Origin of the sequence: Microbispora corallina, from assembly GCF_016863035.1 — a bacterium.
GTDB classification, from domain to species: Bacteria; Actinomycetota; Actinomycetes; order Streptosporangiales; family Streptosporangiaceae; genus Microbispora; species Microbispora corallina.
In genome coordinates this window covers 634,969-654,433 of the sequence record NZ_BOOC01000003.1, presented here as the reverse complement: position 1 = coordinate 654,433, position 19,465 = coordinate 634,969, and the positions used below count along the sequence as shown (strand labels likewise).

Here is a 19,465-nt window from a genome sequence, read left to right as displayed (position 1 = left end):
CATGCGACTGCGGTTTCTCGGCTCCACATCGGAGGCGGGGGCCTGCCCCTCCCTCTACGCCACCGACCGCGGCACCATCGTCGTCCAGGGCCTGGAACTGGCCGACGCCGAGGCCCGCGGCGACCTGCTGCACGTGCTGGACGGCGAGACGGCCGTCGAGGTGCCGCGCGAGCTCCTGACCGAGATCGCCCGCCGTGTCCTGACAGATCAGTTGATAGATCACGATTAGGGACTTCCCTATGGCTCGGGCGGACCGCCCGGGTCTACCTTGGTCCGCACCACGGCCGGAGGTGGGAGTGAGCGGGTTCCAGCAGGCGCGGATCGACCTCGGGGCCCAGCTGCGCCAGTTGCGGGAGAACGCCCGCCTGTCCGGCAAGGACCTGGCAGAACGGCTCCGCTGGCAGCCGTCGAAGGTGTCCAGGATCGAGAACGCCCGCCAGACGGCGACCGAGGACGACGTGGTCGTCTGGGGCCAGGCCGTCCAGGCGGACCCGGACACGATCGACGAGCTCATCCGGCAGGCGGCCGGGCTGCTGGAGCGGCAGGACTCCTGGCGGCAGCGGCACAGGAGCGGCCTGGAGGCGCTCCAGGAGGACATCCGCGACCTGGAGTCGCGGACCCGCCTCTTCCGGGTCTTCGAGCCCGGCGTCGTGATCGGCCTGCTGCAGACGGCCGAGTACGCCCGGCACATCTTCAGCAAGGTCCGGCGGCTCTACGAGACGACCGACGACGTGGACGCCGCCATCCGGGTGCGGATGCAGCGGCAGGAGATCCTGTACGACCAGGGCCGCCGGTTCCGGTTCGTCGTCCCTGAGGCCGTGCTGCGGTACCGGCTCGCGCCCCCCGACGTGATGCGCGGCCAGCTCGACCGGCTGATCGCGGTGACCACGCTGCCGAACGTCGAGTTCGGGATCGTGCCGTTCGCCGCGCCGCTGCCGTCGGCGCCCCTCAACTCGTTCTGGATCTACAACGACTCCCTGGTCGGCGTCGCGACCAGGACCCGTGACCTGCTCCTTCGCGACGCGGAGGACGTCGCCTTCTACGCCCAGGCGTTCGAGGAGTACTGCGAGGTGGCGGTCTTCCGCGACGCGGCCCGCGCCCTCATCGTCCGGGCCCTCGACGGCTACGCCGGACAATCGGGCGACTGATCCCGGCAATTGCTTGAAGATCACGCCGGCCGCGTGCAATTCTGTCTCTCCTACGGGAGGTGACGGCGTTGGTCGACACGGTTGCCGGAATCCAGGAGTTCGCCTCCGCCGTCCGCGGGCACATCGATCTGTCCGTCCGGGTCGTCGGCGGGGCGCCCCCTCGGGTGCAGGTCCGCAACCGCTTCAGCGACACCCTGTCGGAGACGGTGACCTGTTCGGACGAGGGCGCGTTCGTCACCTCGTGGGGCTACCGGCTGGGGACGGTGGAGAGCGTCCAGGACGCCGCCGCCCGGCTGGCGTACCTCATGGCCGCCCTCCCCGCCTGACTCCCCTCGCCGCCTACTTCCCGAGCGCGGTCTGCAGGTCCATGACGTGGTCCTGGGTCTGCTGCAGGAGCGGGCGCAGCGCTTCGGCCACGTCGTGCAGGCCCAGCGCCTCCGCCTGCTCCACCCGCTCCCGGTAGCGCCGAAGCTGCTCCTGCTCCAGCTCCAGGTCGAGCGCGAGGGCCGCGGCCCCCTCGGTGGCCACCGGCACCTCGGGCACCCGCACGCTGGGCACGCCGCCGAGGAAGTCGATCTGCTCCGCCAGCGTGCTCGCGTGGTTCAGCTCCTGGCCGAGGTGCTGCTTGAGCTCCTCGATGATGGACAGGTACTCGGCGCCCTTGATCGTCGCCGCGTGCTGGACGTACTGGACGATCGAGCGGTACTCGCTTTCCAGGTCCTCGTTGAGGAGCGCGATGAAGGCCTCGCTGTCCATGCGTGATCATCCTTTCGTTCACGGGAGGCCATTCCCGTACCCGTCCGGTCGCGACCCGAACGCGGTCAGCCCAGCGTGAACCGTATTCGGACGGCGTGAGGCGCCCGGTCAGGACGGGTTCAGCACCGCCATGGCCGCGTTGTGCCCGGGGATGCCGCTGACGCCGCCGCCGCGCCTGGCCCCCGCGCCGCACAGCAGGAGCCGCTCGTACGGCGTCTCCACGCCCCAGGGCCCGTGGTCGCCCGGCTCGGCGTACGGCCAGGACAGGTCGCGGTGGAAGATGTGGCCGCCGGGCAGCCCGGCCTCCCTCTCCAGGTCGACGGGCGTCTTCGCCTCCAGGCACGGCTCACCGGAGGGGGCGCGCAGCAGGCAGTCCTCGATCGGCTCGGCCAGCACGGCGTCGACCGACGCGAGCGTGCGGCGCACGGCCTCCCGTGCGGCCTCCGCGCCGGTCCGCGGGTCGCGGAAGAGCCGGGCCGGCATGTGCAGCCCGAACAGCGTCATCGTGTGGGCGCCCGCCTCGCGCAGCGACGGCCCGAGGATCGAGGGGTCGGTGAGCGAGTGGCAGTACACCTCGGCCGGCGGCAGGTCCGGGATCCGCCCGGCCGCGGCCTGCGCGTACGCAGCCGCGAGCTGGTCGCGGCCCTCGTTGATGTGGAACGTCCCGCTGAACGCCTCGGCCGGGTCGACCTCGAGGTCCTTCAGGCGCGGCAGCCGGGACAGCACCATGTTGATCTTCAGCTGGGCGCCCTCGGGGATCTCCGGCTCCTCGCCGAGCAGGCGGGCGAGGACGGCGGGCGGCACGTTGGCCAAGATCCGGCCCGCGGTCACCGTGTGCTCGGCGCCGCCGTCGTCCCGGAAGGCCACCTCCCCCGTGCCGGGGTCGATCCCGAGGACCTCGGCGTCGGTGCGGATCTCGGCGCCGCCGCGGCGGGCGGCCTCGGCGAGCTCCGCGGTGACCGCGCCCATGCCGCCGACGGGGACGTTCCAGTCGCCCGTGCCGTCGCCGACCACGTGGTAGAGGAAGCACCGGTTGGCCAGCAGGTCCGCCGACGGGTCGGCGAACGTGCCGATCAGCGCGTCGGTGAGCACCACCCCGCGGACGGTGTCGTCGGCGAAGCGCCCGGCCACCGTCTCGCCCACCGGCCGCTCGAACAGGTCGCGCCAGGCCTCGTCGTCCCCCACGACCGCGCGCAGGGCCGTACGGTCGCGCAGGGGTTCGAGCAGGGTCGGCGCGACCCGGCGGGCCACCTCGCCCACCATGCCGTAGAACCGCGTCCAGGCGTCCAGGTCGGCGCGGCCGCCGGTCACGGCCTCGAAGGAGGCCGCGGTGCGTCCCTCGTCCGCCGTGTCGACCAGCAGGCCGGTGCCGCCGACCGGCGTGTACGACGAGAACCTCCGGCGGCGCAGGTCCAGGCCGAGCCCGAGCTCCTTGACGATCTTCGTCGGCAGCAGGCTGACCAGGTAGGAGTAGCGCGACAGCCGGGCGTCCACGCCGGGGAAGGCCTGGGCGGAGACGGCGAGGCCGCCGACGTGGCCGAGGCGTTCGAGGACGAGCACGCGCCGCCCGGCCCGCGCGAGGTACGCGGCGGCGACCAGGCCGTTGTGCCCGGCTCCGGCGATGACGGCGTCGTAGTGCGATCGAGGCATGGCGGGGTCTCCCCGGTTGACGGGCGCGGGTTCCGGAGGGCGCGGCGGGCGTGAGGCGGCTCGCCGGGCGCGGGGGTGGGGTGGGCGGGGGTCGCGCGGGGGACGTCAGAGACCGGTCGGCCAGTGGGGGTCCGGCCGGGGACCCTCAAGCACCTCAAATGGCACCATGCCCGGCACAATATCCCGAAGCGGACATCTTCCGCCAACCCTCGAACAGGAGAGACATGCGCGTATCCGATGAGGTCGCCGAGGCGCTGGCCGCGGGCCGGCCGGTCGTCGCCCTGGAGTCCACCATCATCTCCCACGGGCTGCCGCAGCCCCGCAACCTCCAGGTGGCCCTGGAGCTGGAGGAGATCGTCCGGGAGGCGGGGGCCGTCCCGGCCACAGTGGCCGTCCTCGACGGCGTGCCGCGGGTGGGCCTCGGCAAGGACGGCCTGGAGCGGATCGCCACCGAGCCGGGGCTGCGCAAGCTGGGCTTCCGGGATCTCGCGCCGGCCGCCGCGCTGCGGCTGAGCGGCGCCACGACGGTCTCGGGGACCTCCTTCCTGGCCGCCCGGGCCGGCGTGCGGGTCTTCGCCACCGGAGGGCTCGGCGGCGTCCACCGGGGCTACACCGCCGTGCAGGACGAGTCGGCCGACATCGACACCCTGAGCCGTACGAGGATCACCGTCGTCTGCGCGGGCGTGAAGTCGATCCTCGACGTGCCGGCCACGCTCCAGCGGCTGGAGACCCGTCAGATCACGGTCGTGGGCTACCGGACCGACGAGTTCCCCGGCTTCTACCTCCACAGCTCGGGCGAGCCGGTCGACTGGCGGATCGAGAGCCCCGAGGAGGCGGCGGGCGTCATGCGGGCCCAGGACGCCCTCGGCGGGCTCGACACCGCGCTGATCGTGGCCAACCCCGTGCCGGTCGGCGAGCAGCTCGACCCGGAGCTGCACGACCGCGTGCTCGCCGAGGGCCTGCGGGTCGCCGAGGAGCGGGGCGTCGCCGGTCAGGCCATCACGCCGTTCCTGCTGGAGTATCTGGTGAACGCGACCGGCGGCGCCTCGCTGGAGGCGAATCTGGCCGCCGTACGGGGCAACACCCGGCTCGCCGGCGCCATCGCGGCGGCCTGGGTCCGGGAGCACTAGGCGTGCCCACCGGCCTGCTGGTGATCGGCGACGTCGTCACCGACGTGGTGGCCCTGCACGGGCCGCTGGCCGCCGGGACCGACACCCCTGCCGACATCGCGCTGCGCCCGGGCGGCTCCGGGGCGAACACCGCGTCGTGGGCCGCCCACCTCGGCGCCGACACCCGGTTCCTGGGGCGGGCCGGGTACGACACCGGCGAGTGGCACATCGCGGAGCTGGCCGGCGCCGGGGTGCGGCCCCACGTGGCGGTCGACCCCGGCCGTCCCACGGCCATCGTCATCGCCATGGTGGACGCGACCGGCGAGCGGTCCATGCTCACGAACCGGGGCGCGGGCGGCCACATCGGCGTCGGCGACTGGTCGCCCTCCCTCCTCGACGGGGTCGGCCACCTCCACGTCTCGGGCTACACGCTGTTCGCCGAGCCGGGACTGGAGCTGGCCCGGCTCGCGATGCACGAGGCCAGGGAGCGGGGGGCGACCGTGAGCGTCGACCCGGCGTCGTCCGGGTTCCTGCGCGATTTCGGCCCCGAGCGCTTCCTGCGGGAGACGGCCGCCGCCGGAATCGTGATCCCCAACCGGGAGGAGGCCCTGCTGCTGACGGGCGAGCCCGGGAGCCCCGAGGCCGCGGCCGAGATCCTCGGCGCCCGGTACGGCGTCGCGGCCGTCAAGATCGGCGCCGAGGGGGCGCTGCTGTCCCGGGAGGGCCGTATAGTCGCCAGGGCGGCCCCGCCCGCTACCGTCGTGACGGACTCGACGGGAGCCGGGGACGCCTTCGCCGCCGGATTCCTGACCGGCCTGCTGGCCGGGGTTCCCGACGAGGAGGCGCTGCGAAGGGGGTGCTCGGCGGGGGCGGCGGCGGTCGCGCAGGTGGGCGGCCGGCCGAAATTTGGGAACTTTACCCTATTGACACCAATTGCTGGTTTGCCGCGTAAGCTGCACCATTAGCAACATGCGTCACTCTCGGGAGGGTGCGGTCAAGCCGATGGACGCCGAGTCAACGATCTGCCTGAGCGACCTCGTACCGGCCCTGCGCTGGAGCCGTCCTCAGCAGGTGGCCGAGTTGCTGGCCGATCCGCGCCTGCCCGGCGGCTGGTGGGCGTCGGTCACCCTCCGGCGGGCCGTGGAGGCGACCGGCGTGGACTGGCTCTGCGAGCGGCTGGCCCGGCTCGCCACGGGCCGCTGGGACCACCTGCCCCTCACCGACCTGCTCCCCGCCCTCCAGGTCCACACGCTCGACCCGGCCCTGCCGGGATGGCCCGAGCCGGTCCGCTCGCTGGTCACCCAGCTCGGCGGATGGTACCGGCTACGCCGCCTCACGCCGTGCGACCTGCAGTCCCCCTCCGCCCCGGCCTCGCCGGAGGCCCTGCTGACCACCGTCTTCCGGGAGGTCTTCGACTACCTGGTCGCCACTGATGGGGCGTCCTCCCCGGCGTACGCCGCCCCGGCCGCGCCGCCCGCCGCCGCACCCCCGGCTCAGCAGCCTCCGGCGCAGCAGAACCCGATGCAGGCCCCGGCTCAGGCGCCGATGCCGGCTCAGACGCCGATGGCGGCCCCGGTTCAGAGCCCCGTTCAGAGCCCCGTTCAGAGCCCGGTTCAGGGCCCCGACGGCCGGTCGCCGCAGCCCGCGCCCGGCGGGCCCGCGCAGCCGTACCCGGTTCCGGGGCAGCCGGGCGCGCCCGCCGCCGAGCAGACGACGACCGCCGAACGGCCCGCCGTCCCCGTCGCGCCGGCGGCGCCCCCCGCTCCCGCCGTTCCCCCCATGCCCTCGGCGACCGAGCACCCGATGGTGGCGGTCGTGGAGGGGCTGTTCCGGGGCTGGGACCCGCTCGCCAGGGCCGTGGCCCGCGAGCGCCTGTTCGCCGCCGAGCCCGTGAGCCTGCGGACGCTCGCCCACAACCTGAACGTCGACCGCGAGACGCTGTCCCACGCCCAGCGGGCCGCCGAGGAGCGGGTGCTGCTGTGGCTGCGCTCCCCCGACTCGGCCCCCCTCACCGGGCACCTGTTCGGGCTGACGGAGTGGCTCGGCGCCGCCGCCACCCAGGAGCAGCTCATCGCCGCCGACCCCTCCCACCCGATCGAGGTGCCCGCCCTCGGCACCGCGCTGTGGCGGGTGCTCGTCACGCTCATGCCGGACCGGCGTCTGCAGGACGGCTGGCTCGTCGTCGGCGACCTGGCCGGGCTGCGGGAGAAGACCCGGCAGCTGCTGGCCACCAAGGCGGCCGACGCCGACGTGGTCGAGCTGCTCGGCCAGCTCGGCATCCGGGCGCACTCGGCCAAGGCATGGCTCGGGTCCATGCCCGACACGACCTCCTCGGCCCCGCACGTGAACGGCGCGCTCCCCCGCCGGCAGGGCCAGTCCGCCGACGGCGCGCCCGGCGCGGCCCCCTCGCCGCTCCCCCGCCGTACGCCGGGGGTCAACGGCCACACCAACCACCGGGGCGGCGTCCCGATCCCCTCGCAGGCCAACAACGGCCCCGACGCGGCAACCGCGCTGGCGGCGCTGAACGCGCTCACCGGCGGGGTGCCCCGGCCCCACCTCGTGCCCAACCCGCGGCCGTCGTCCAGCCCCGCCTCCGACCCGCGCCGCTGGCAGCGGATCGACGTCACGAGCGGGCACCTGCGCGGCGAGCCCGTGGCCGTGCCCGAGGGGTACGCCGCCCAGCTCGGCATGCGGCCCGGAACGCTGCTGTCGGTCACCGGGCCGGGCGACAACGCGGTCGTGCTCGTCTGGCGGGACCGGCAGCCGGTCTTCGACTCGCTCCAGCCGGTCCTCATGCGGCTCAACGCCCGGCCGGGCGACTCCGTCTACGTGACGGTGGACGGGTACCGGCTGGACGCCCAGCTCACCTCGGCCTGAGCCGGCGCGGCTACCGCAGCATCTTGCGGTAGTAGGTGGCCGACACCTCGTACCCGAGGGCGCCGTAGAACTCGGCGGCCCGCCGCGTGGCCAGCGCGACGTAGCCCGCGTCGCGCGAGCGGGCCCAGGTCTCGAACTCCTCCAGGAGGCGCCGGCCGAGACCGTGCCGGCGGTAGGCGTTCTCGATCATCGCCTCCTCGACCCAGGCCACCCGGCCGTTCGCGAACAGCGTCAGGTGGGTGAAGCCGAGCAGGTAGCCCCGGACCGTCCCGTCGACGGTGGCCACCATCAGGAAGGCGTCCTCGTTCTCCAGCAGGTGCGGCAGCGCCGCGTCGAACGGAGGCCGCTCGGGCCGGAAGGTGACCGCGAACTCGCGGGCGAGCGCGAAGATCTCGTCCGCGTCGGACTTCTCGGCCCTCCTGAGCTGGAGATCGTCAGACGTCATGAAAGGGACTCTAGGATTACAGCGGCATATACGTCCAATCGGCACTCCAGCCCGGGCATTCTGGAGCTCCCGCAGGAATCCCTACGGGAGCTCCAGGTCAGCGGGCCGGACTCGGCTCGCCGCGTCCGCTCGGCGTCCCCCGACGACAGCCGGGCCGGCCGCGTCTCGGAGTCACCCCGGCGCCGCCGAGGCGAGATCGGGGCGGCCGCGTTCAGGCCGGCGTGACCCCGGGCGCCCGGTGTCGACCGGTCACCTGGGGGACAGCACGGGCGCGGGCCGGTCGGCGGGCGGGGGAGCGCCGCCGTCCCTGTCGCCCTCACCCGGGCCGCCGTCGCCGCCCGCGTCGCCCTCGCCGTCCTCCTCGTCCAGGAGCGTCGCCTCGTCGAACGGGATCCGCCCGGCCAGCACCTCGCCGGCGCGCTCCCGGTCGAAGTCCCGCACCCAGGTGCCGATGACCACCGTGGCGACGGCGTTGCCCGCGAAGTTGGTGAGCGCCCGCGCCTCCGACATGAAGCGGTCGATGCCGACGATGAGGCCGACGCCGTCCACCAGCGCCGGGCGGTGCGACTGCAGGCCGGCCGCGAGCGTCGCCAGGCCGGCGCCGGTGACGCCCGCCGCGCCCTTGGACGCGATGATCATGAAGATGAGCAGCGAGACCTGCTCCCCCGCCGACAGCGGCGCGCCCGTCGCCCGCGCGACGAACAGGGTCGCCATGGTCAGGTAGATGGCCGTCCCGTCGAGGTTGAAGGAGTAGCCGGTCGGGACGGTGATGCCGGCGACGGTCCGGCTCACCCCCAGGTGCTCCATCTTGGCGATCAGCCGGGGCAGCGCCGACTCCGACGACGACGTGCCGAGGATCAGCAGGAACTCGCGGCCGAGATAGCGCAGCAGCGACAGCAGGCCGATCCGGGCCACCAGCCACAGCACCGGTCCCAGCACGAGGCCGACGAACACCAGGCAGGTCACGTAGAAGGCGACCATGAGGAGGGCCAGGCTCCGCAGGGCGTCGAAGCCGCCCGCGCCGATCACCGCGGCCATCGCCCCGAAGGCGCCCACGGGCGCGGCCCACATGATGATGGCCAGGACGCGGAAGACGAGGCGCTGCAGGTGGCCGAGCCCGCGCAGGATCGGCGCCGCCCGCTCCCCCATCGACTGCAGGGCGAAGCCCGTGAGCAGCGCCACCAGCAGCGTCTGCAGCACCTGCCCCTCGGTGAACGCGGAGACGAACGTCGTGGGGACGATCCCGAGCAGGAACGACGTGGTGTCGCTCGCGTCGCCCTTGGCCGCCTGGTCCTGGGCGGCCTTGCGCAGCTCGTCGGTGAGCTGGAGCCCGTCGCCGGGGTGCAGCACGTTGCCGACGATCAGGCCGACCACCAGGGCCACGGTGGACATGACCACGAAGTAGCCGATGGCCAGGCCGCCCACCTTGCCGACCTTCGCGGCCTGGGCCACCGACCCGACCCCGAGCACGATCGTGCAGAAGATGATCGGGCTGATCATCATCTTGATGAGCGCCACGAAGGCGGTGCCGAGCGGCTTGAGCGCGACGCCGGCGTCGGGGGCCAGCAGGCCGACCGCGATCCCCAGGAGGACCGCGACGATCACCGCCAGATACAGGTAATGGGTGCGGTCTCGGCGCGGCCGCGGTGCGACGGTCGTCACGTGACCCTCCTCGTCGTCGTACGGACACGTGGTCCGGGGGCTGTACGGGGACGCGGAGCGAGGCTCCGGTCGAGTGACTATGCGCCGCGGTAGTGACCTGGGTCACTATTACGTACATTTCGTTCACCGCCGTTTTCACCGGCGGCCGCGTGAGCTGTGAACATTGCGACGGCACAGGTGACGAGACCGGGGAGCGCATGAACACCGTGACGACGATGACGGGCCGGGTCGGGCGATGGAGCGTGGCCCGCCAGATGCTCGCGCTCCAGCTCGCCGTCGTGGTCGTCACGGTCGCGGGCGGCACCCTGCTCGGCTTCCTTCACGCGCGCGGCCTGCTCGACGAGGAGGCGCGCAGGACGTCCGTCGCGGTGGCGGTCAGCGTGGCCCGCTCGCCCGCCGTCCTCGACGCCCTCGACGACCCCGACCCGTCCGTGGCGCTGCAGCCGTACGCCGACAAGGTGTGGCGCGAGGCGGGGCTCGACTTCATCACGATCATGAGCAGGGAGGGGATCCGGTACACCCATCCCAATCCCGCGCAGATCGGCGGCCGGTTCCTCGGCACCATCGCCCCCGCGCTGGCGGGCCGGACGTTCACCGAGACCTACACCGGCACACTCGGCCCCTCGGTGCGGGCGGTGACCCCGGTGTGGGACGCGTCGGGCCGGGTGCGCGCGCTGGTGAGCGCCGGGATCATCGTCGAGAGGATCGGCGCGCAGGTGCGCGAGCAGATCGTGCAGGCGATCCTGACCGGCCTGCTGGGCCTGGTCGTGGGCACCGCCGGGGCGTACCTCGTCGGCGCCCGCCTGGGGCGCCAGACGCACAACCTGGGCGCCGCCGAGCTGGGCCGCATGTACGACTACCACAGCGCGATCCTGCACGCCGTACGGGAGGGGCTGCTGCTCGTGGACCGGGACGGCCGGCTGACGCTGGCCAACGACGGGGCGCGGGAGCTGCTCGGCCTGCCGCCGGACGCCGAGGGACGGCAGGTGGCGGACCTCGGGCTGCCTGACTCGCTGACCGAGATGCTCGCCTCCGGCGAGGACCGGTCCGACGAGATCCACCTGACCGGGGACCGCGTCCTGGTGGCGAGCTCGGCCGCGGTGCGCTCACGCTCCCGCCCGCTGGGCTCGGTCGTCACGCTGCGGGACCACACCGAGTTGCAGGCGCTCACCGGCCAGCTCGACGCCGAGCGCGGCTTCGCCGAGTCGCTGCGCTCCGCCGCGCACGAGGCGGCCAACCGGCTGCACACGGTCGTCGCGCTCGTCGAGCTGGGCCGCCCCGAGCAGGCCGTGGCGTTCGCGACGGCGGAGCTGAAGGCGGCCCAGCAGCTCACGGACCGCGTGGTGGGGGCCGTTCGGGAGCCGGTGCTCGCCGCCCTGCTGCTCGGCAAGACCGCCGAGGCCGCCGAGCGGGGGGTCGAGCTGTCCCTCAGCCCCGACAGCGAGCTGGACGACGTCGCCCTCGACGGCCGCGACCTGGTGACCATTCTCGGCAACGTGATCGACAACGCGGTCGAGGCCGCGATGAGCGGCCCGCCTCCCGGCCGGGTGCGGGTGCGCCTGCGGGCCGCGGACGGCACCTTCCTGATCCGGGTGTCCGACAGCGGCCCCGGGCTGAGTCCCGAGACGGCCGGGGACGTGTTCCGCCGCGGCTGGACGACCAAGGGCGACGGCCGGGGCCTCGGGCTGGCGATGGCCGGTCAGGCGGCCCGCCGGCTGGGCGGCGTGATCGAGGCCGGCCGCGGCGACGGCCCCGGGGAGGGCGCCGTGTTCACCGTGCGGCTCCCGCTCCCGGCCCGGGACGGAGACCACGCCTCGCCGGCCGGGGAGGAGGCGCCGTGATCTCGGTGCTGATCGTGGAGGACGAGGAGCTCACGGCCGAGGCGAACCGGCTGTACGTCGAACGGGTGCGCGGCTTCCGGGTGGCCGGGGTGGCCCGGTCGGGGGGCGAGGCCCTGCGGTTCCTGCGCCGGAGCGCGGCCGACCTGGTGCTGCTCGACCTCTACCTGCCCGACATGCACGGCCTCGACGTGTGCCGCGCGCTGCGGGCCGCGGGCGTGCCGTCCGACGTCATCGCCGTCACCTCCGCCCGCGACCTGGCCGTGGTGCGGTCGGCCGTGTCCGTGGGCGTCGTGCAGTACCTGCTGAAGCCGTTCACGTTCGCGGCGCTCAGCGAGAAGCTGGAGCGGTACGCGGCGTTCCGGTCGTCCATCAGCGGATCCGGCGAGGTCAGCGGCCAGGGCGAGGTGGACAGGGCGCTGTCCGCGCTGCGGGGCACCGCGCGCTCGCCGCTGCCGAAGGGCATGACGGCCGACACACTGGAGGCGGTGGCGGGCGCGCTGCGCCGGGCGCCGGGAGGCGTGTCGGCCCAGGCGGCGGCCGCGGCCGTCGGCGTCTCGCGGGTCACCGCCAGGCGCTACCTGGAGCACCTGGTGGAGGCCGGCGTCGCCCGCCGCGTCCCCCGGTACGGCGGTCCCGGCCGTCCGGAGCTTCTCTACACGATCGCCTGACCGACGCCGTCCCCGGCGTCCCCGCGCGCCGCCCGGACGTCAGGAAGGGGCCTGGCCTGGGTAAAGAAATGAATGATCAGTTGCTCGAACGTGTCAACCTTCCGTATGCGCGGAATTACTCTGCGTGAGCATCGCAGGCCGAGACCCGAGATCGGCCCGCTCCGGCTGTCGCCGGGCGCGACGATGCGCACAGAAGGGAGACATGGTGAAGCTCTCAAAAGGGATCGCCCCTGCCCTGATCGCCTGCGCGGCGGCGGGCTGGATGGCGATCGCCTCCCCACCCGCCCAGGCGGCGACGGCCTCCGGCGCCGCTGTCGCCCACCACCCCGGCCACGTCTACTGGCCGTCGCACTACGGCCCGGACGCCTACCTGTACGGCTGGCGGTCGGCCTCGTTCCACCGGCCCGTCTACGGCCTGTCGCCGGTCCACCGGTTCCCCCAGTACCGCCACGTCCGGTGGATCCACGGCCGGTACTACTACCAGACGAGGACCGGCTGGCACTGCCTGCCGCACTGGTACCGGCGCTGATCCGCGCGCCGGGCACCACGGGAGGCCTTCCCCGCCAGGGGGAGGCCTCCTCCCGTCTCAGGAGAATGACACGCCATCAGATGAACGAAGCGGCCGTTTGCCCCTCGACGGGACAGGAAATCAAGATACCGCTTGAAATGGCGGCCAACGATGCCACCGATTCACATCTCCCCGAGAAGAAAAGACATGGCCCGTTCAGGGCAGGCAATGTTTAAAGGGAGGAATCATCATGGCTGGAGTGCAGGCCGGCGGGAAGTCCGGCTGCCCATGCGAGGGCTGTCAGTGCAAGAACTGCCAGCGCGACGGCTGCCAGTGCGAGAACTGCCGGTGCGAGAACTGCCAGGCCCGGCAGGCGTCGCTGCAGAGCTGAGCGGCGCCTCCACGGCGCGGGCCGCGGGACGGGGCTCCGGCGAGCCGGCCGTTCGCCGGAGCCCCGTCCGCGCGCGGAGCCATTCCCCGCAGGTTTCCGAATTCGTCAGGCGCCGAGGCCGAGTTCGCGGGCGATGAGCATCCGCTGCACCTCGCTCGTGCCCTCGCCGATTTCCAGGATTTTGGCGTCGCGATAGAAACGGCCCACGGGGAACTCGTTCATGAAGCCGTATCCGCCGAATATCTGGGTGGCGTCGCGGGCGTTGTCCATCGCCGCGTTCGAGGCGACGAGCTTGGCGATCGCCGCCTCCTTCTTGAACGGCAGCCCCGCCAGCATCCGCTCGGCGGCGTGGTAGTAGGCCAGCCGGGCGGTGTGGACCCGGGCCTCCATGTCGGCGATCTTGAACTGGATGGCCTGGTAGCGGCCGATCTCCTGCCCGAAGGCCCGGCGCTCCCCCGCGTACCGCACCGACTCGTCCACGCACCCCTGCGCCAGCCCGACCGACAGGGCGGCGATGGCGACGCGGCCCTCGTCGAGGGTCTGGAGGAACTGGGCGTAGCCGCGCCCGCGCTCGCCCAGCAGGTTCTCCGCCGGCACCCGGCAGTCGGCGAACGACAGCTCACGGGTGTCGGAGGCCGACCAGCCCACCTTGGAGTACTTCTTCGACACGGTGAACCCCGGCGTCCCGGACGGGACCAGGATGGTCGAGATCTCCGGCCGGTCCTCGCGGCGGCCCGTGATCGCGGCGACCGCCACGACGCCGGTGATGTCGGTCCCCGAGTTCGTGATGAACGCCTTGGACCCGTTGACCACCCACTCGCCGCCGTCCAGGACGGCCGTCGTCCGCATGCCGCCGGGGACGTCGGACCCGCCGCCGGGCTCGGTGAGGCCGAAGGCGCCGAGCACCTCGCCCGCCGCCATCCCGGGCAGCCACCTGCTCCTCTGCTCCTCGCTGCCGAACCGCAGGATCGGCATCTCGCCCAGCGAGACCGCCGCCTCCAGCGTGATGGCCACCGAGGAGTCGACCCTCGCCAGCTCCTCCAGGGCCAGGCACAGCGCGAAGTAGTCGCCGCCCATCCCGCCGTACTCCTCCGGGACCGGCAGGCCGAACAGCCCCATCGCGCCCATCTTCCGCACGATCTCGTACGGGAACTCGCACCTCTCGTAGTAGTCCCCGATGACGGGGGCCACTTCGGACCGGGCGAACTCCTCGACCGTCTTGCGCAGCTCCACGTGCTCGTCGTTGAGCATCTAGATCTCCTTAGCGAGGGCCTGGACGACGCGGGACGGGCTGGGGCGCCCGAGCAGGCCGGCCAGCCAGAGGCTGGTGGCGGCCAGCGACCGGAGGTCCACGCCGGTCTCGACGCCGAGGCCGTCGAGCATCCAGACCAGGTCCTCCGTCGCGAGGTTGCCCGTGGCGCTCTTCGCGTACGGGCAGCCGCCGATGCCGCCGGTGGAGGCGTCCACCACGGTTATGCCCCGGCGCAGGGCGGTGAGCGTGTTGGCGAGGGCCTGGCCGTAGGTGTCGTGGAAGTGCACGGCGAGCCGGTCGGGGCCGACGCCGCCGGCCTCGAACGCGTCGAGCAGCGCCTCCACGTGGCCCGGCGTGCCGACGCCGATGGTGTCCCCGAGCGACAGCTCGTAGCAGCCGAGGTCGAGGAGCCGGCGGCCCACCTCCACGACCTGGGCGGGCGCGACCGGCCCCTCCCACGGGTCGGCGAAGCACATCGAGACGTACGCGCGGACCCGCAGGCCGTGGGCCAGGGCCCGCTCGACGACCGGGGCGAACATCTCGAACTGCGACTCGACGGTCCGGTTGAGGTTGCGCCGGGCGAACGACTCGGTGGCGCTGCCGAAGATCGCGATGTCGGTCACGCCGTGCTCCAGGGCGCGGTCGAGCCCCCGCTCGTTCGGCACGAGCACGGGGTAGCGGACACCCGGCGCCCGGGTGAGGCCGTCGAGCAGCTCGGCCGCGTCGGCGAGCTGCGGCACCCACGTCGGGTGGACGAAGCTCGTCGCCTCGATCGTGGTCAGCCCGGCCTCGGCGAGCCGCCGGATGAACTCGGCCTTCACCTCGACCGGCAGCACGGCCGACTCGTTCTGCAGGCCGTCGCGCGGCCCGACCTCGTAGATCGTCACTCGCATGGCGTCACCCTCGCCAGCACCGCGTCCAGCTCGACCGCCTGCCCCTGCCTGGCCCGCAGCTCGGAGAGCACCCCGTCCAGGGGCGCGGTCAGCGTGTGCTCCATCTTCATCGCCTCCACGACGACCAGCGGCTGACCGGCCGACACCCGGTCGCCCTCCGCCGCCTTGACCAGCAGCACGGTGCCCGGCATGGGGCTGCGCACGGCGCCGTCCCCGGCATGGCCCGCGCCCTCGCGGTCGCCCGGGTCGCCCGGGTCGTGCCTCGTGAACGGCCAGGCCCGGCCGCCCTCGGCCAGCCACACGGTCTCCCGCTCCCGGGCCACGACGTACCGCCGGGTCACGCCGCCGACCGTGACGGCCGCCTCCCCCTCGCGCAGGACCAGCCGCGCCGGGCCGAGCCGGCGGCCGTCGACCTCGACCTCCCCGTGCCAGGCCGCGTCCGTCTCCGTACCGGACGCCGTGCCCCGTATCCGGACCGGGACGCCCAGCCGCAGCACGGTCCAGGCCCGCTCCCCGACCCGCCAGCCGTCCGCCACGTCCCACGGGTCGCCGGACTCCGGGGCGCCGTCGCCGGCGTGGAGGACGAGCGCGGCGGCGGCCAGCGCCTGGTCGGGCGCCGCCCCGCCCGCGAGCTCGCCCAGGCGCCGCTCGACCAGCCCGGTGTCGAGCCGCCCGGCCACGACGTCCGGATCCCGCACCAGCGCCCGCAGGAACCCGACGTTCGTGGTGAGCCCGAGGATCGCGGTCGCCCCGAGCGCCCGGTCGAGACCCGCGAGCGCGCCCGCCCGGTCCGGCGCCCACGCGACGACCTTGGCCAGCATCGGGTCGTAGTCGCTGCCCACGACCAGGCCCTCGGCCAGCCCGGAGTCGACCCGCACGCCGGGCGCGGGGGCCGGCTCCCGCAGCGCCAGCACCCGGCCGCCCGTGGGGAGGAAGTCACGGGCCGGGTCCTCGGCGTAGATCCGCGCCTCCACCGCGTGGCCGTCCAGCCGCACCCCGTCCTGCCCGAAGGGCAGCGCCTCCCCGGCGGCGACGCGCAGCTGCAGCTCGACGAGGTCGAGCCCGGTCACCATCTCCGTCACCGGGTGCTCGACCTGCAGCCGGGTGTTCATCTCCATGAAGTAGAACGCGAACGGCCCGCCCGTGCCGGGGACGATGAACTCGACCGTCCCCGCGCCCACGTAGCCGACCGACCGGGCCGCCTCCACCGCCGCCGCGCCCATGCGGCGCCGCGCCTCGTCGTCGAGCAGCGGCGACGGCGCCTCCTCGACGATCTTCTGGTGGCGCCGCTGGAGGCTGCACTCGCGCTCGCCCAGGTGGACGACGTTCCCGTGGCCGTCCGCCAGCACCTGGATCTCGATGTGCCGGGGGCGGTCGACCAGCCGCTCCACCAGCAGCGTGCCGTCCTCGAAGGCCGCCAGGGCGGTCCGGCGGGCCGACTCGACGGCCGCGGGCAGGTCACCGGCCGAGCGGACCGGGAGCATCCCCTTGCCGCCGCCGCCCGCCGAGGGCTTGATCAGCACGGGGAATCCGATGCGGGCGGCCGCCTCCAGCAGATCGTCGTGCGGCTCCGCCCCGCCCGGCACCACGGGCACGCCGGCCGCCGCGACCGTCTCCTTGGCCCGGATCTTGTCGCCCATCGCCTCGATGGCCGCGGCCGGCGGGCCGACGAACACCAGCCCGGCCTCGGCGCAGCGGCGGGCGAAGCCGGCGTTCTCCGCCAGGAAGCCGTATCCCGGGTGCACGGCCTGCGCCCCCGACGCCAGCGCGGCCTCGATCACGCCGTCCGCGTCGAGGTAGCCGCGCGGGAGCCGTACGGCGAGGTCCGCCTCGCGGACGTGCCGGGCGTCGCGGTCGGCGTCGGTGTGGACGGCGACCGCGGCCACGCCCATGGCCCGCAGCGTGCGGATGATCCGGACGGCGATCTCGCCCCGGTTCGCGATCAGTACGCTCGTGAACATCACGATCCGGCCCGGCCCGGTGAGCGGGGCGGACGGGAAGCCGGTGAACGCCTCATTGGCACAACCTCACATCCGGAAGACGCCGTAGCCGACGGGTTCGAGAGGGGCGTTCGCGGCGGCGCCGAGGGCGAGGCCGAGAACGGTGCGGGTGTCCGCCGGGTCGATCACCCCGTCGTCCCACAGGCGGGCGGTCGAGTAGTAAGGGTTGCCCTGGTGCTCGTACTGCGCCCGGATCCTTTCCGCGGTGTCGGACTCGCGCCGGGTCCGCGGGTCCGCGCCGCCGACCGTGGACAGCACCGTGGCGGCCTGCTCCCCGCCCATGACCGAGATCCGGGCGTTCGGCCACATCCACAGGAAGCGCGGCGAGTAGGCCCGGCCCGCCATGGCGTAGTTCCCCGCGCCGAACGACCCGCCGATGATCACGGTGAGCTTCGGCACCCGGGCGCAGGCGACGGCCGTGACCATCTTCGCACCGTGCTTGGCGATGCCCCCCGCCTCGTACGCCTTCCCGACCATGAAGCCGCTGATGTTCTGCAGGAAGACCAGGGGGATGCCGCGCCGGTCGCACAGCTCGATGAAGTGCGCGCCCTTCAGGGCCGACTCGGCGAACAGGATGCCGTTGTTGGCGACGACGCCCACCGGATGCCCGTGGACCCGGGCGAACCCCGTGACCAGCGTCGGGCCGTACTCGGCCTTGAACTCCAGGAACCGGCTGCCGTCGACGATCCGCGCGATCACCTCGCGCACCTCGTACGGCGTGCGGGTGTCCTGGGGGACGATCCCGTACAGGTCGCGCGGGTCCCAGGCCGGCGGCTCGGCGGGCGCGATGTCCCAGGGCCGGGGCGCGCGGGGACCGAGCGTCGCCACGATGTCCCGCACGATCTTCAGGGCGTGGGCGTCGTCCTCGGCCAGGTGGTCGGTGACGCCGCTGACCCGGGCGTGCACCTCGCCGCCGCCCAGCTCCTCGGCCGTGACGGTCTCGCCGGTGGCCGCCTTCACCAGCGGCGGGCCGCCCAGGAAGATCGTGCCCTGGTTCCGGACGATCACGGCCTCGTCGCTCATCGCCGGGACGTACGCCCCGCCCGCCGTGCACGAGCCGAGCACCGCCGCGATCTGCGGGATGCCCCGGGCCGACATGGTGGCCTGGTTGTAGAAGATCCGGCCGAAGTGCTCGCGGTCGGGGAAGACCTCGTCCTGCCGGGGGAGGAAGGCGCCGCCCGAGTCGACCAGGTACAGGCAGGGCAGCGCGTTGTGCAGCGCGACCTCCTGGGCCCGCAGGTGCTTCTTCACCGTGACCGGGTAGTAGGTCCCGCCCTTGACCGTGGCGTCGTTGGCCACGATCACGCACTCCCGGCCGGACACCCGGCCGACGCCCGTGATGATCCCGGCGGCCGGGGCCTCGTCGTCGTACATGCCGGTCGCGGCCAGCGGGGACAGCTCCAGGAACCGGGCCCCGGGGTCGAGCAGCGTGTCGACCCGGTCGCGCGGGAGCAGCTTGCCCCGCTGGACGTGCCGCTCCCTCGCCCGCTCGGGCCCGCCCGGCGCCGCGGCAGCGAGCCGCTCGCGCAGGTCCGCCACGAGACGCTCGTTCGCCTCGGCGTTCCGCTTGTACGCCTCGCCGCCCGGGTCGCACCGGCTCTCCAGCACCGGCCACGCGCTCACGCTCATGCTCCGGATGTTAACCATCGTTAACTCGCCTCGTCTACCATGGGGTGCCGTGACCACCGCACGTACACCTACCCGCAATCGGCGGGCGGAGATCCTGGAGGCGGCGGCCGGCCTGTTCGCCGCGCGGGGGTTCCACGGCGTGTCGATCGAGGAGATCGGGGCGGCCGTCGGGATCTCGGGCCCGGCCCTCTACCGCCACTTCCACGGCAAGGAGGCCCTGCTCGGGGAGATGCTGCTCGACATCAGCGGGCGGCTGCGGGAGCAGGGGGCGCGCCTGGCCACCACGGCCGACCCCGACACCGCGGAGGCGGCCCTCGACGCGCTGCTGACCGGCCACATCGAGTTCGCGCTGAACCACCCGGCGCTCATCCGGGTGCACGAGCGCGAGCTCGACAACGTGCCGGAGCCGGCCCGCCGCGGCATCCGGCGGCTCCAGCGGCTGTACGCCGAGGAATGGGTGACCGTGCTGACCGAGCTGCATCCGTCGTGCCCGCCGGCGCGGCTGCGGGCCGCGACGCACGCGGTCTTCGGCCTGCTCAACTCGACCCCGCGCAGCGCCGGGGAACTGCCGCCGGAGACGATGGCGGAGCTGCTGCGCGGCATGGCGCGGGCCGCCCTGGCCACCTTGTGAACGAA

The 19,465-nt window shown here is 73.8% G+C and carries 19 protein-coding genes; 11 read left to right on the top strand and 8 right to left on the bottom strand.

What is annotated here, in order from left to right; genetic code table 11:
* Window position 1: 1 nt before the first annotated feature.
* The 3 genes from Mco01_RS07030 to Mco01_RS07020 all read left to right on the top strand — a co-directional run bounded on the left by Mco01_RS07030 (window position 2) and on the right by Mco01_RS07020 (window position 1,474).
* The gene (locus tag Mco01_RS07030) at window positions 2-229 is read left to right on the top strand and encodes a hypothetical protein (protein ID WP_036330017.1); all 228 of its coding nucleotides are present in this window, start codon (window positions 2-4) and stop codon (window positions 227-229) included.
* Between the two features lie 67 nt (window positions 230-296).
* Window positions 297-1,148 (top strand): helix-turn-helix domain-containing protein, encoded by an 852-nt coding sequence (locus tag Mco01_RS07025; protein WP_204056018.1) that lies wholly within the window; start codon window positions 297-299, stop codon window positions 1,146-1,148.
* 59 nt (window positions 1,149-1,207) lie between these two features.
* Entirely contained in the window at window positions 1,208-1,474 is a 267-nt protein-coding gene (locus tag Mco01_RS07020; protein ID WP_232326668.1) for a hypothetical protein, read from the top strand.
* Between the two features lie 13 nt (window positions 1,475-1,487).
* Here the strand turns inward: Mco01_RS07020 and Mco01_RS07015 are convergent, their stop codons facing one another.
* Both Mco01_RS07015 and Mco01_RS07010 read right to left on the bottom strand, forming a co-directional pair.
* Complete coding sequence (locus tag Mco01_RS07015; RefSeq protein WP_036330024.1) at window positions 1,488-1,904, bottom strand: ferritin-like domain-containing protein; 417 nt, start codon at window positions 1,902-1,904, stop codon at window positions 1,488-1,490.
* Window positions 1,905-2,012: 108 nt separating this feature from the next.
* Window positions 2,013-3,554: a phytoene desaturase family protein gene (locus Mco01_RS07010; RefSeq protein ID WP_204056017.1), complete on the bottom strand. Its 1,542-nt coding sequence runs from the start codon at window positions 3,552-3,554 to the stop codon at window positions 2,013-2,015.
* Between the two features lie 224 nt (window positions 3,555-3,778).
* On the opposite strand from Mco01_RS07010, the gene Mco01_RS07005 reads away from it, so the two are divergent.
* Genes Mco01_RS07005 through Mco01_RS06995 form a run of 3 tightly spaced genes read left to right on the top strand, consistent with a single transcriptional unit; the run spans window position 3,779 to window position 7,540 of the window.
* On the top strand, window positions 3,779-4,684 hold the full coding sequence (locus tag Mco01_RS07005; RefSeq protein WP_204056016.1) for a pseudouridine-5'-phosphate glycosidase: 906 nt from the start codon (window positions 3,779-3,781) through the stop codon (window positions 4,682-4,684).
* 2 nt (window positions 4,685-4,686) lie between these two features.
* On the top strand, window positions 4,687-5,628 hold the full coding sequence (locus Mco01_RS07000) for a carbohydrate kinase family protein (RefSeq protein WP_204056015.1): 942 nt from the start codon (window positions 4,687-4,689) through the stop codon (window positions 5,626-5,628).
* A gap of 4 nt (window positions 5,629-5,632) precedes the next feature.
* A complete protein-coding gene (locus tag Mco01_RS06995) occupies window positions 5,633-7,540 on the top strand; it encodes a hypothetical protein (RefSeq protein ID WP_204056014.1) in 1,908 nt (635 codons plus the stop codon).
* A gap of 10 nt (window positions 7,541-7,550) precedes the next feature.
* Here the strand turns inward: Mco01_RS06995 and Mco01_RS06990 are convergent, their stop codons facing one another.
* Window positions 7,551-7,985 (bottom strand): GNAT family N-acetyltransferase, encoded by a 435-nt coding sequence (locus Mco01_RS06990; RefSeq protein ID WP_204056013.1) that lies wholly within the window; start codon window positions 7,983-7,985, stop codon window positions 7,551-7,553.
* Window positions 7,986-8,234: 249 nt separating this feature from the next.
* Entirely contained in the window at window positions 8,235-9,647 is a 1,413-nt protein-coding gene (locus Mco01_RS06985) for a cation:dicarboxylate symporter family transporter (protein ID WP_204056012.1), read from the bottom strand.
* 197 nt (window positions 9,648-9,844) lie between these two features.
* Between Mco01_RS06985 and Mco01_RS06980 the strand changes: the two genes are divergently transcribed.
* The 4 genes from Mco01_RS06980 (at window position 9,845) to Mco01_RS06965 (ending at window position 13,055) form a co-directional block, all read left to right on the top strand.
* Window positions 9,845-11,488 (top strand): sensor histidine kinase, encoded by a 1,644-nt coding sequence (locus Mco01_RS06980; protein WP_204056011.1) that lies wholly within the window; start codon window positions 9,845-9,847, stop codon window positions 11,486-11,488.
* Window positions 11,485-12,156, top strand: coding sequence for a response regulator (locus Mco01_RS06975; protein ID WP_204056010.1), 672 nt, complete (start codon window positions 11,485-11,487; stop codon window positions 12,154-12,156). The genes Mco01_RS06980 and Mco01_RS06975 overlap by 4 nt, the downstream gene beginning before the upstream one ends.
* A gap of 205 nt (window positions 12,157-12,361) precedes the next feature.
* Window positions 12,362-12,685 (top strand): hypothetical protein, encoded by a 324-nt coding sequence (locus tag Mco01_RS06970; protein WP_204056009.1) that lies wholly within the window; start codon window positions 12,362-12,364, stop codon window positions 12,683-12,685.
* A gap of 229 nt (window positions 12,686-12,914) precedes the next feature.
* On the top strand, window positions 12,915-13,055 hold the full coding sequence (locus Mco01_RS06965) for a hypothetical protein (protein WP_204056008.1): 141 nt from the start codon (window positions 12,915-12,917) through the stop codon (window positions 13,053-13,055).
* A 105-nt stretch (window positions 13,056-13,160) separates the two neighbouring features.
* Here Mco01_RS06965 and Mco01_RS06960 read toward each other — a convergent pair whose 3' ends face one another.
* The 4 genes from Mco01_RS06960 to Mco01_RS06945 form a co-directional block, all read right to left on the bottom strand.
* Window positions 13,161-14,306, bottom strand: coding sequence for an acyl-CoA dehydrogenase family protein (locus tag Mco01_RS06960; RefSeq protein ID WP_204056007.1), 1,146 nt, complete (start codon window positions 14,304-14,306; stop codon window positions 13,161-13,163).
* Complete coding sequence (locus tag Mco01_RS06955; RefSeq protein ID WP_204056006.1) at window positions 14,307-15,200, bottom strand: hydroxymethylglutaryl-CoA lyase; 894 nt, start codon at window positions 15,198-15,200, stop codon at window positions 14,307-14,309.
* Window positions 15,191-17,161, bottom strand: a complete 1,971-nt coding sequence (locus Mco01_RS06950; RefSeq protein ID WP_204056005.1) for an acetyl/propionyl/methylcrotonyl-CoA carboxylase subunit alpha — start codon at window positions 17,159-17,161, stop codon at window positions 15,191-15,193. The genes Mco01_RS06955 and Mco01_RS06950 overlap by 10 nt, the downstream gene beginning before the upstream one ends.
* A 66-nt stretch (window positions 17,162-17,227) precedes the next feature.
* Window positions 17,228-18,808, bottom strand: a complete 1,581-nt coding sequence (locus tag Mco01_RS06945; RefSeq protein WP_372444796.1) for a carboxyl transferase domain-containing protein — start codon at window positions 18,806-18,808, stop codon at window positions 17,228-17,230.
* A 28-nt stretch (window positions 18,809-18,836) separates the two neighbouring features.
* On the opposite strand from Mco01_RS06945, the gene Mco01_RS06940 reads away from it, so the two are divergent.
* Entirely contained in the window at window positions 18,837-19,460 is a 624-nt protein-coding gene (locus Mco01_RS06940) for a TetR/AcrR family transcriptional regulator (protein ID WP_204056003.1), read from the top strand.
* The last annotated feature ends 5 nt before the right edge of the window (window positions 19,461-19,465 follow it).